Annotated in this window: 11 protein-coding genes; 6 read left to right on the top strand and 5 right to left on the bottom strand. The window is 57.3% G+C overall.

From position 1 onward, the window contains the following. A partial coding sequence (locus ACODSM_RS21845) for a type I restriction endonuclease subunit R (RefSeq protein WP_488806891.1) occupies positions 1-2,861 on the top strand: 2,861 nt, incomplete at its 5' end. 65 nt (positions 2,862-2,926) lie between these two features. Beyond that, positions 2,927-3,847, top strand: coding sequence for a GIY-YIG nuclease family protein (locus ACODSM_RS21840; protein ID WP_488806890.1), 921 nt, complete (start codon positions 2,927-2,929; stop codon positions 3,845-3,847). Between the two features lie 542 nt (positions 3,848-4,389). On the opposite strand, the gene ACODSM_RS21835 is transcribed toward ACODSM_RS21840, so the two are convergent. Next, complete coding sequence (locus ACODSM_RS21835) at positions 4,390-5,037, bottom strand: DUF6988 family protein (protein WP_488806889.1); 648 nt, start codon at positions 5,035-5,037, stop codon at positions 4,390-4,392. 247 nt (positions 5,038-5,284) lie between these two features. After that, positions 5,285-5,518, bottom strand: a complete 234-nt coding sequence (locus ACODSM_RS21830; RefSeq protein ID WP_488806888.1) for a type II toxin-antitoxin system Phd/YefM family antitoxin — start codon at positions 5,516-5,518, stop codon at positions 5,285-5,287. Between the two features lie 407 nt (positions 5,519-5,925). On the opposite strand from ACODSM_RS21830, the gene ACODSM_RS21825 reads away from it, so the two are divergent. Together ACODSM_RS21825 and ACODSM_RS21820 are read left to right on the top strand one after the other, a co-directional pair. Beyond that, positions 5,926-6,375, top strand: coding sequence for a helix-turn-helix transcriptional regulator (locus ACODSM_RS21825; RefSeq protein ID WP_488806887.1), 450 nt, complete (start codon positions 5,926-5,928; stop codon positions 6,373-6,375). Next, a complete protein-coding gene (locus tag ACODSM_RS21820) occupies positions 6,365-7,756 on the top strand; it encodes a type II toxin-antitoxin system HipA family toxin (protein ID WP_488806886.1) in 1,392 nt (463 codons plus the stop codon). The genes ACODSM_RS21825 and ACODSM_RS21820 overlap by 11 nt, the downstream gene beginning before the upstream one ends. A 71-nt stretch (positions 7,757-7,827) precedes the next feature. Here ACODSM_RS21820 and ACODSM_RS21815 read toward each other — a convergent pair whose 3' ends face one another. Together ACODSM_RS21815 and ACODSM_RS21810 are read right to left on the bottom strand one after the other, a co-directional pair. Beyond that, on the bottom strand, positions 7,828-8,289 hold the full coding sequence (locus ACODSM_RS21815) for a hypothetical protein (protein WP_488806885.1): 462 nt from the start codon (positions 8,287-8,289) through the stop codon (positions 7,828-7,830). Between the two features lie 602 nt (positions 8,290-8,891). Next, a complete protein-coding gene (locus tag ACODSM_RS21810; RefSeq protein ID WP_488806884.1) occupies positions 8,892-9,698 on the bottom strand; it encodes a DNA/RNA non-specific endonuclease in 807 nt (268 codons plus the stop codon). A gap of 203 nt (positions 9,699-9,901) precedes the next feature. Between ACODSM_RS21810 and ACODSM_RS21805 the strand changes: the two genes are divergently transcribed. After that, on the top strand, positions 9,902-10,294 hold the full coding sequence (locus ACODSM_RS21805; RefSeq protein ID WP_488806883.1) for a helix-turn-helix domain-containing protein: 393 nt from the start codon (positions 9,902-9,904) through the stop codon (positions 10,292-10,294). Here the strand turns inward: ACODSM_RS21805 and ACODSM_RS21800 are convergent. After that, a complete protein-coding gene (locus ACODSM_RS21800) occupies positions 10,242-10,433 on the bottom strand; it encodes a helix-turn-helix domain-containing protein (protein ID WP_488806892.1) in 192 nt (63 codons plus the stop codon). The genes ACODSM_RS21805 and ACODSM_RS21800 overlap by 53 nt on opposite strands. A gap of 754 nt (positions 10,434-11,187) precedes the next feature. Between ACODSM_RS21800 and ACODSM_RS21795 the strand changes: the two genes are divergently transcribed. After that, positions 11,188-11,322 (top strand): hypothetical protein, encoded by a 135-nt coding sequence (locus ACODSM_RS21795; RefSeq protein WP_488806882.1) that lies wholly within the window; start codon positions 11,188-11,190, stop codon positions 11,320-11,322. The last annotated feature ends 136 nt before the right edge of the window (positions 11,323-11,458 follow it).

Here is an 11,458-nt window from a genome sequence, read left to right as displayed (position 1 = left end):
AGGTTTGGATGGAAATCCCGGGGGTTAGTGGGTCACTTCTGCGTGGAAATCAACATGCTGGCGGTGAACAGCAGGCCACCATCGTCAAAGTGGTGGACTTTGACAAAGCAGAAAACAACGAGTGGCAGGTCGTCAACCAGTTCACCGTCCAGGGCCCGAAGCACAACTGCCGACCAGACGTGGTGGTGTTCCTCAATGGCCTGCCCCTGGTCGTCTTTGAGCTCAAGAACCCTGCCGACGAAAACGCCGACATCTGGATGGCGTTTGACCAGATTCAGAACTACAAGACTGACATCAAGGCGCTGTTCCACCACAACGCTTTCAACGTCATCTCCGATTTCTCCAACGCCCGGTTCGGGTCGTTGACTGCCAACAAGGAGCGGTTCCTGGGGTGGAGGACCATTGATGGCGTCGAAATCGACCCTCTGGGGAACCACCAGGAGCTTGAAACCCTGATTCGCGGGATGTTCAGAAAAGACCTTTTTCTGAAGTACCTACGCAACTTCATCCTGTTTGAGGAAGAGGGCGTCCTGGTCAAGAAGATTGCTGGCTACCACCAGTTCCATGCGGTGCTGGCTGTTGCCGAGAGCGTCATTCGGGCATCAGCGCCCGGCGGCAGTCGCAAGGGTGGCGTTGTTTGGCACACCCAAGGCGCGGGCAAGTCCATTGAGATGGTCTGCAGCACCTCGGTGCTGTTGATGGCACCGGAACTGCAGAATCCCACCATCGTCATCGTCACGGACCGGAATGACTTGGACGGTCAGTTGTTCGAGACCTTTTGCAAGAACTCGGACTTGATTCGGGAGATGCCCGTTCAGGCCGACAGCCGCGAAGAGCTGCGCAGGTTGTTGGACAGCCGGCCATCGGGCGGTGTCATCTTCACCACCATCCAAAAATTTGGGCTGGAGCCTGGTGAAACGGTTTTCCCCGCGTTGACCAAGCGCGAGAACATCGTTGTCATCTGCGATGAGGCGCACCGCAGCCAATACGGTTTCACAGCCCAAATCGAACAGAAAGATGGCTCCATCAAGTACGGCTACGCCAAGCACATGCGCGATGCGCTGCCGTTGGCCACGTTCGTCGCCTTCACCGGCACCCCGGTCAGCAGCATAGACAGGGACACTCGCGCCGTCTTCGGGGAATACGTGCACATCTACGACATCGAGCAGGCCGTGTCTGACGGCGCAACGGTGCCGGTGTACTACGAGAGCCGCTTGGTCAAGCTAGACCTCAAGCCCGAGGAGACGCCGCACATCGATGAGCAAGCCGAAGAGCTCAGCGAAGACGAGGAGGAGTCAGCGACTTCCGCCCGTTACCGCAAGTGGGCCGCGCTGGAAAAAATCGTCGCCGCGCAGCCGCGGTTGGCTCAAGTGGCTGAGGACTTGGTAGAGCACTTTGAGGAGCGCCAGAAGGTGCAGGACGGCAAGGCCATGGTAGTCGCCATGAGCCGGGAGGCCTGTGTGCACCTCTACGAGGAAATCATCAAAATTCGCCCTTCTTGGCACGATGAGGACCCGAACAAGGGCGCCATCAAAATCATGATGACGGGCACCTCAAGCGACAAGCAGCACCTGCGTGCTCACGTCTACCCCAAGGACATCCGCAAGAATATCGAGAAGCGGTTCAAGGACCCAGGCGACGAGCTCAAAATCGTCATCGTCCGCGATATGTGGCTGACCGGCTTTGATGCCCCGGTGGTAAACACGCTGTACGTGGATAAGCCGATGCGTGGCCACAACCTGATGCAAGCCATCGCGCGGGCCAACCGGGTTTTCAAAGACAAGCCTGGCGGGCTTGTGGTCGACTACATCGGCATTGCCAATGAGCTGAAGTCGGCCTTGTACGAGTACACGGCCAGCAAGGGCAAGGGGCGCCCAACGATTGACGCTTCCGAAGCGCTGGTTGTCTTTCTCGATGAAATGGACATCCTGCGCGCCCTCCTGCACGGCTGCGATTACGCCGACTTCCGCACCAAGGCCTTGGTGGTCTTGCCAAAGGCGGTCAACCACGTGCTCAAGCAAACGCACAAGGACAAGTCAAAGGAAGGCCGACGCATCTTTGCCGACCACGTACTGGCAGCCAGCAAGGCTTTCGCCCTGTGCTGCACCTTGGACGGTGCCGGCGAGCATCGCGAAGAGCTGGCCCTCTTCCAGGCCATCAAAGCCGTGCTGACCAAGGCCGACCCGAAGAAGGCCTTGAGTGATGAGGCCAAAGAGCATGCCATGCGCCAAATCATCTCGGGCGCTTTGGTGTCCGAGGACGTGGTGGACATCTTCGAGGTGGCCGGGCTGAAGAAGCCTGACATCAGCATCCTGTCGGACGAGTTCCTGGAAGACGTGCGGCACATGGAACACCGTAACCTGGCGGTGGAGCTGCTAGAACGCCTGCTCAAGAATGAAATCAAGGCGAAGTTCCGTACCAACGTGGTCAAGAAAAATAAGTTTTCTGACCTGCTGGAGGCGGCGCTCAACCGCTACAAGGCTCGCGCCATCGAAACCGCGCAAATCATCGAAGAGCTGATAGCAATGGCCAAGGAGTTCGAGAGAGAGGCCAAACGAGGCCAAGAACTCGGGCTAAACAGGGACGAGCTGGCCTTCTACGACGCGTTGGCGATGAACGAAGCCTCAGTGCGGGAGTTGGGCGACGCTGTGTTGAAGGAGATTGCGCAGGAACTGACGCGCAAGCTCAAGGCCAGTGCTACGGTGGACTGGTCCAAGCGAGACAGCGTCCGGGCGGCCATGGTGGTTAAGGTGCGCCATATCCTTGCCAACCACAAGTACCCGCCAGACAAAGCGCATGCGGCGGTTGACCTGGTCATGAAGCAGGCCGAAGTTCTGTCTGATGACTGGACCGCTTCGTGACTCGTCCAGGATTCCTCGCAAGTCGCGTCTGCACGCACCTCTGAGAAACGAAAAGGGAAGCGCTCATGGTTAACCACTGGTGCGAAGACCCATACTGGACTGAAGCCTCTGACCGCTTCGCTGAGTTACGTCGCCAGGGCCTATCAAAACTTGTTTTAGACCTAGATGCCGTTGAGTCAGAAATTTTCTCTGGTGACAGTCCTGCCTACCGAGCAATGGTCGCTATGGCGTCAGTGTGGCAGCACGAAAGTATGGACGGACACAAAGGCGCTCCGCGCATTGCTCTTGCACTTCTGTTGCTCTTGAGCGAAATGAGCAAGACAGTGGTTAGTAAAAAATCTATGCCGAAAATTATCTACGTACTAACTAATGAGGCTATGCCTGGACTCGTGAAAATCGGCCTTACCACTGACAGCGTTGAATCCCGTGTGACTAGCCTCAGCGCGACATCCGGCATACCTCTGCCGTTCGAATGCCATTTCGCAGCAGAGGTACCCGAACACATCAGCTTGGAAAAGGTAGAGAAGACACTGCACCAACTCTTTGCTGAGTACCGCATCAACCCCAAACGGGAATTCTTCAAAATTGAACCGGAGAAGGCAGTTCTAGCGTTGAGCTTAGGTAACTTCAAGGAAGTGACTCCAGGCAAAGTCGATGTTGACCCAGTCGAAGCTAAAGCAATGGAGAAGGCCAAAGAGCAGCGGCGCTCACGCATCAATCTCTCCGCGTTGGGGATTTATGTCGGGGACGTCCTGGTTTTATCGCGAGACGAAACCGTCACCGTGACCGTTCTAGATGGTGGGAAGGTCAACTATAGGGGTGAGACGCTTAGCCTCTCGGCAGCCGCTTTGAAGGCGCTGCAGGAAATGGGCTACAAGTCAACATCGGTTAGCGGGTCTGATTATTGGATGTTCGATGGCGAACTGCTTGATGAGCGCAGAGTCCGCCTGGAAGCGGCGAAGTTTGAAAACCCGTCGCAAGGGTGACCCACAATCAGCCGTGAACCTCGTGCCGAATATCCTTCGGCAACTGACGAAGGCGTCTAGCTCTGCCCGAGAAGCACCTGCAAGTGGTCCGTCCCAAGAAATAATCCATACCGCTTCAGCGGTGCACCAAGGGTTGAAAAGCAGGCTGACCCAGGCCGGCACTCTTCTCAATTCAACTGATTGAAACTCCTGAGCTTGGCCCGCATGTTTTCCTGTCGTGGTTGGCGTCCGCGCTGTAGAGGCAAGCAGAAGTAGGGCGTAGGGCATAAAGCATTCTCCATCGGTTGTTGATGGCTGAAGTTTCTTTTGACGGCTGCGGACCGGCCACGACAGGAGCACGACAGCGGGATGAAAAAGGGGCGCGGAAAAACGTAGCGGCTCTTCGCCGTGAGAAGCGCGAGGTACCAACGTTGGTAGGGAGGTTGCCCGCGCTGTGGTCGAGCCGAAGTCATGAAAGACCTTCTGCAAACGCGCCTTGAGTGAGCTTTCGTACCGCAGCACAGCCCAACATGGCTCGCTTTGGATAGTGTTCGCGCAGCGTGTTAACGGGAGGAGCCGTGAATGATGGGCAAGCAGTCCACGAACTCTAAATGGATGCGTCTTACCGGTTCCATTTTGGTTTCGTCTCCCGACATGATGGACAAGAGTTGCGTTGTCAGGGCGAGCACTGCATTTGAATTTCTCAATGCGTCGTAGAGCAGCTTGGGCGGGTATCCGCTGATACTCCTGCTCAATGGGTGAATACCGCCGTGATTGAAGCTGTTCAGTACCTTCCAAGACACGTCACGGTACTCTTTGAGCTGTCCGACGATGTGAGCTGGCGCATCGGGGCAAGTCTCAAGTTGCTTCAGCATTTCAGCGAGCATCGGTCCTTCATTCGCTTGGCGCTGAGCAGCAAGCGTTAATGGCTGCGAGAGCTTTTCTACCCACAAATCGCTTGCAGCATGTGCCAGCCATATGCCTCGAACCAAGCTTTCAAATTGAGGTCGCATCAAAGCAAACGCGGAACTGACACGCCCACTGTCAATCAGTTCAAGTGCGGCGGTCGCATGCTCAAGCGCTAACAGCCCTGCATCGAACGCGATGTCAGCCCGCGGGAGTGGGGCTGGCTCCAGCGACTCTACATGTCCATAAATTGACTCGTGAAGGTCGAACGACCGCTCAATCAAGCGTTCAAGTTTTTCAATCAAATTTCATCCAAAAGAATTAGGCGCTGTCACCGAAACGTATTGAAAACGAGAGGCCTCACGCAGGTCAGAGGACTGAGCCTTGCTCAAAAGGCGGGACTTTCCCTTTTCCGGCCGCGACTAAACCGGGTTGGTCGTGGCCTGGCGGAAATCGCTTTGAGCGCCTATCTCTATGGCTACTCTTTATTCCGGCGTTGCTAAGTACATGGATTGTGCAGCTCACTGGCGACGTTGGTGCCGAGAATGCACATCAGCAAAAGTCCGCCGGCTTGGACCTCAAGCTGGCCTTGGGCGGCTCGAACTCGATGGCAGCCGCCGCAGGCATGCTCAGCAGCTCAACGATTGAAGCGCCCTTGTTGGTCAGGCGCAGATACTCGTCAATGCTCAGCAGCACATGGACCGGCTTGCCCCCGTCCAGCGCGGCCTTCTTTGCAGCAGACACGTCTTGATTGAATTCGCGGCTGGTGAAGGTGTGGAAGTTCACGATGCGCCCCTTTATCAAACATCTGTGGGTGTTTTGCCACCAGACTTGGCAGATGGTAACAACTCAGCTGCCAAGCCGAAAAGCTCAAGATTGACGTGCGAGTGGAGCGGTGCCGAAAGGTATTAGCTCTGTCACCTAATGGTGTTGGTGGCCTTGAGTGGAACCCTGTAGGCAATGGACGTTACGTCGCCAATCGCAGTCTTTGCCAGGTGCAGTGACTGTGATTAGCGACATCGCAGGCACTGGACCCGCCTTGACTGCCACTGGATTCAGTGAGAAAATGACCGTAATCGCAGTCCTTATGCACGACAAGGACTGCGATTGCAGACGCAGCCAGCTGCGCCACGTCACAGTCCCGCCGGTTACTGCCGCCTTGCAGCAACGGGTTCCATCTCTACGGGAAGTCCATGAAGTATGACGAATCACTCCGCACGCCTGAAGTCCGCCAGAAAGAGGCAGAGCAGATTGGCACCCAGCTCCGCACACTGCGCATTGCGCGCGGCATGACCCAGAGTGAGGCGGCAGCGCGCGCAGGTGTTTCTCGGTCCACTGCGGTACTGCTGGAGCAGGGGGACGAAAGCCGCACGCTCTCGCAGGTCCTGCGCTACTTGCATGCCGTGGAGCCCGAGCTGACCTTGGCTGGCTTGCTGACAGGCAAGTCGGCCGCCGTGCGTGTCTTCAATGAAGCCCCCCGCGTCCAGCGCGTCTACAAGTCAAATGCAAGCGCTGGACGCAAGGTCGAGGGCTCCACTTTGGGTGTCAAAAGCGGGTCCAAGGCGACCTTCAGGTCTGATGCTGGGCAACCTACCGAAATGACCGCGAAGCGCAAGGCTGAAAAGGACCCCTATGACTTCTGACTGGAACCCCTATGCCCGTCCACCCAGTGACGTTTTCGTGTTCGCACATGTGGCGGATGAGCATGGCACTGACTTCGTGCCAGCGGGTTCGCTGGAAGGCGCAAACACCGCGCAGCCTGTTTTCGTCTACGGCAAGCGCTACGTGCAGCGCCCCTATGCCGTCGAGGTGGACCCCGTCGCCTTGCCACTGAAGGATGAGGAAGGTGGAGCCAAGCGCTTTGTCTTGGCTGGACTCACGGAGTTCGGGGGTATCCGCGACGCGGCCCCCGATGCCTGGGGGCGTAGGGTCATTGAGAACAAGCTCAGGGTGGCGACCAACAAGCTGCCGGAGGTGGCCTATCTCCTGGAGGCGGGCTCCGACCGGGTGGGCGCCTTGGATGTGCGCCTCGCGCGGGACTCCGAGGCTACGGCACCGGTGTCCGCCGAGATGGACCTGGCGCGCCTTATGGAGGCAGCGGACCGCATCGAAAATGAGGAACACGTCGGGGAGGACCTCGCCGTCTACTTTGGAAGCCTTGGAAGCGCCGGCGGCGCGCGCCCTAAGGCGTCCGTGCGCACCGATGACGGTGTTCTCTGGCTCGCCAAGTTCCCATCCAAGTCAGACCGCGCCTGTAACGCAGTCCTCGAAGCGGGCGCATTGGAGCTTGCGCGTGCCGCGGGGCTTCGTGTGCCTCCCGTGGAGGTCAAGCAGGTAGGCGATGTCAAGGTGCTGTTCATCCGGCGATTCGACCGCTACTGGGCAGAGCCTGGGGTCGTCCCGGACCCCGTCAAAGAAAGTTGGGAGCCGTTGGAGGGGCCTGGAGGCCTGCAGGCTATCGAGGGCCGCATAGGCTTTTGCTCGGCACTCACTCTCATGGGCGTCGATGAGCATGAAGCAATACGTAGCTCCTACAAGGCCCTGGCAGAGCAAATGCGTGCCCGCGCGCTCCCCAGGTACCTCGCGCGTGACTTGCGTGAGCTGTTCAAGCGGCAGGCGCTCAACATCTTCGTCACCAACACGGATGACCACTTGCGCAATCACGGATTCCTGTACCAGGTCGCAGCCAAAGGATGGACCCTCAGCCCGCTCTATGACGTGCTCCCCATGAGCGTTGTCGCCCAGGAACGGATGCTGCACTTGGAGGTTGGGGAAAGGGGCAGGCTAGCCACCTTGGACAACCTGATGACTCACTGGGCTGTGTACTTTTCGAGACGGGTGGAAGCGCTGAAGGCGCTGCACGAGGTGTGGCTGGTGGCTCGTGCGTGGAAGCCGTTTTTCGAGAATTTCGGCGCGTCTCAAAAGGACATGGCGTACCTGGAGGGGGCCATTCGGAGATTGGACCAAATCGCATCCCCCGAGCTCGAGAAGGTGCTACGGGAATTTCAGGTCTCAAGCTCTTGAGCTAATCGTCGTGGGAGCTTTCAAAGCGTCCACAAACCGCTGGATATCACGACGGCGCATGGCTCCGCAGCTTAGCCACCAACACGATTAGGTGACAGAGCCAAGGTTATTTGGTACGTCTGCATCGAGGGCTCAGATTCTGCGATTACCTGAAGAGCCCAGATTGCAAGTTTGTCCGCCGCCTTGCTAGCTTTCCGCCAAATCTCTTCGCTGTCGGGCTCCCCGTCTGTCACGTCATCAACGCGAAGAGCGCCTGCGAGGATTTCTGCCGTGAGTGCTGAACAGCCTATGTATGCAGCACAACCTCTGTAGAACTCTGGCAACTGCGACGCTGCTTCGTGGTCACCTACGGCAAGCAGACGAAACTGTCCGTATCGCATTCCAACGCTTTGGCACATGGCTTCGACGTCCTCATCGCGGGATATGGCCGTGGCAAGTACGGCGTACATCAATGCATTGCTTTTCGCTGTGGCTGCGAGTTGAAGTGCTTTGGTCGAGTTGGTGTTCGAGATGTGATGAGTTTTGGGATTCATTTTGTTTTCCTTTTGGCCATAGCGGCCGTAAGCGCCTGGGCCAATCCAGGACGTTGATATTTGAAGTGGTGTTTGCAAAGGCGCCCCGAGCACAAGGTCAGCGGACCTGTCTAGGGATGAGGGTGCTATCGGGGAGAGGCACGCTTGCGCGGCCATCTAGCTCCCAGCAAAGTCGCGTGCCTAGCCGACGACATTCAGGCCTGACTCGCACGGTCGTCGTGCTTCAGAGTTGGTGTACAGCAGAGCAGCCGGGTCTGGTACTAGCAGGGATGCCGTTGATTTGCTGTGCGCGATTTGTGAAAGAACCAGACAGGATGTGGGCACACTTGTCCAACGGCCGCAATGGGACACGTTGCCTGGTTCTTCACGCTGGGGCGGAAGGCAGCTATTTGCTGCTTGCTCGAACGCACATTAGTGTCGAGCTGCGAGTACTGACTCGCTAAGCCATCAGAGCTGCAGAGAGCTCGTCCGGTAGTCGTCGTGACTGTGTCGATTATAAAAACGGCTTACAAAATTTCACAAGCGGAAATTTTCGGACTTCATCACTCGAGAGTGCGCCGTAGGCGCGAGACATAGGCGACAACTTGTCCCCAGTCGTTCGCTCAGTGCTGCACGGAGATTCCTGACAAAAACTCCACGCCGGTTCGCTTTACCAGCTCGCTGTAGCTGATAGGGCGGCCCACCATCTCACCCTCTCGGTTCTGTTGCCAGTGGGCCCAAGCCCGTTGAGTTGATGCGTCGTAAACGAGCTTGTACAAATATGCCGGCACTCTGACCCGATTTGCGCCAATTTGAGGCGAGTCCTCGGCGAACACAGGCCCTGTTATGACGAACACGTCCCCCTTCGCACGACGCACATAGTGTCGAGTGTCCTGTTCAATTTTGGACCACGCACCGCTGTTGTGTTGCGCGTTTTGAGGTACGACGTTGGCCAAACTGAAGCTTTGGACCATCGCTGTTGGTGTGGACATGTCTCCTGCAGGTGCCATATGGCCACGGCTGTAGCCAGAGTTCTTGTAGTCTTCCAACTCAGCTCGTTCACCGCGGGGAAGCCGGGCATCAGCAAAGAATCGCTTCGCCCGTTTTTCGTCAGCGTCTTCGATGCTCTGGCGGTTGAGCCGCTGCGCCACAAAAACTGGAGTCTTGCTCGTGCCACTGTGCAGCACCGCAAACGCTTCGTAGCAGAGCTCTCGGAGCAGTGGCCGGGGTGCGATGGCTGGCGGTTTGCCGTTAGCAAAGAACTGCGGGCACTGCGCAAAACTGGTGGGTTGTGGCGTTAGTAGTGCTGAGCTGTCGAACTGAGGGGCGCGTGCCCAGGCGATGCAGGGAAGGCTGATGGCGGCCAGCGTCAGTGCAATGAGAAGGGCTACGTGTGAACGAGTCGATGCGAGAGCGAGGCGGAAGGGCATTGGTTGTTTAAGTCAAGCGTGGCTTATCCGCTCCAAGGGGCTGGGCGGGAGCTTTTGGCGGAGCCGGTGTGAAGTATGTTCCTGGCATCATAGGAAATCTGAAACGCGGGTTGGTCCATGGGATAGAAATTCCTACGAAGCAAGGAATTTTCTTGACGAACTGAATAACTTGAGGTGATATTCCTGCATCCGTAGGAATATTCATGCTCGTACCTATCTCTTCTGTCCAAGAAGCAGGCGTTGCGATTCGCACGATGCGTAAGCGTGCGGGCATCCGCATCGACGACTTCGCTCTTATTGCTGGCGTGAGCAAGCAGTTCATGACAGACCTGGAAAACGGCAAAGACACGGTCCGGATGGGCATGGTGCTGAGTCTGCTAGAGCGCATGGCCGTTCATGTCAATCTTGACTTATCTGACGACGCTGTCGACTCGTACAACGCGGAACTAGCGAAGGCGACGCGCCGGCGTGCACTGAAAAAAGCATCGGAAGGGCAGGTTGCTGCTCGCGGCTCGAAGAAGACCGCTGCGAGGGTGAAGCGTCTCAGGAATGAGCCGGGCCCGGCAGACGAAGAAGCTCGCCCACAGAAACGTTGAGCGCTATGGCAAGGCGCTCGATATTGTCGAGAGAGATGTTTCGCGCTTGGCGTTCAACGTGAGCGACGAAGGTGCGATGTAGGCCCGCTTCGAGTGCGAGCGCTTCCTGGCTTATTCCGCGTTCAGCGCGCAGGCGCACCACGTTCTCGGCAAGGAGTGCGCGAGCGGTGTGCGGGTGAGCTGGCGGTTTCGGCGACGTGGTGGACACGGGTGCCAAGTCTCTGAGGATGCCGCTTTTAAGTCAGCCGCTTTTAAGTCACAATTGGGTATTAAACGTTCAAGCGGAGCACGTATGTTCATGACTTCACCGCACATGGAAGTGCCGGTGCCGAAAAGTCTGTTGCCTAAAGGTGGGTCCTGTCTTCAGGCAGTCTCGTTGTCGACTGGGGCGGCTTGGTTTGTTTTGACAACGGCCCATGAGCAAGAGAAGTCCACGATTTATCAGACAACGTTAGTGTCGTGGACCAGCACGCTGCGTGGGCTGCTCGAAGGGCTGGAGGGCGCTAGCGTCGTTGGTCTCCAGTGGATGAGGCCCACGCCCGAGGCCGGAGGCTGGGAACTGACGGACGTCAGCGAGGTGTGGCTTCCTGGCAAAGGAGAGGAGGTCAACACGGGGGCGTTGCTATTTAAGGAGTCAGCGCAGAAGTGGCTTCTGGATGAACGTGGTGGGACTGTCGCCGGCGATGGGGACGGGCGAAGGCAACTCGTTGCCGTTAGAGCCTAGTTCTCTAGTTCTCGATTTGTTGGGGGTGAGCTCGTTTCAGTTCTCAAATCATTGTCGAAGTTGGGCAAATCAGCGGTGTTTTGGGCCCTGAGGGGCAAAGTGGCCCAGTTGCCGGCTGCCAAAGTTCATGTACGTTTCGTCATACGACCGCATGGACGGAGCGGCTCGCTTGGATTTGCTGCAACAGTTGAGCGCAGACCAGTTGAACACCTCGGCAAACCAAGGCAAGAAGCTTTTTCTTGAGTTTCTGCAGTACGCCGGCATCTCACTTGAGCAGGTAGCGTATGGGTCGATGGCGGGGTGACTGCGCTGGCAGCATCTGGCGTCTGGTTGCTTCCAACCTGTGCCTTCAATACGCAGAAGCCCGGCTAACGGCAAGAGTGACCGCCTTATGGTGTGGTGGCGCTTCATGCCGGGCAACAGGTAGGCGGGGCGCGTAT

This window comes from Acidovorax sp. FG42, from assembly GCF_057809195.1.
Note: the sequence above shows the minus strand (reverse complement) of the source record. Positions and strands in the feature narration are given on the sequence as shown.

Bases quoted from the DNA above. Each gene is read 5' to 3' on its own strand.
- ACODSM_RS21805 (WP_488806883.1), top strand. From the start codon at position 9,902: ATGCTCGTACCTATCTCTTCTGTCCAAGAAGCAGGCGTTGCGATTCGC.
- ACODSM_RS21810 (WP_488806884.1), bottom strand. From the start codon at position 9,698: ATGCCCTTCCGCCTCGCTCTCGCATCGACTCGTTCACACGTAGCCCTT.
- ACODSM_RS21820 (WP_488806886.1), top strand. From the start codon at position 6,365: ATGACTTCTGACTGGAACCCCTATGCCCGTCCACCCAGTGACGTTTTC.
- ACODSM_RS21815 (WP_488806885.1), bottom strand. From the start codon at position 8,289: ATGAATCCCAAAACTCATCACATCTCGAACACCAACTCGACCAAAGCA.
- ACODSM_RS21825 (WP_488806887.1), top strand. From the start codon at position 5,926: ATGAAGTATGACGAATCACTCCGCACGCCTGAAGTCCGCCAGAAAGAG.
- ACODSM_RS21840 (WP_488806890.1), top strand. From the start codon at position 2,927: ATGGTTAACCACTGGTGCGAAGACCCATACTGGACTGAAGCCTCTGAC.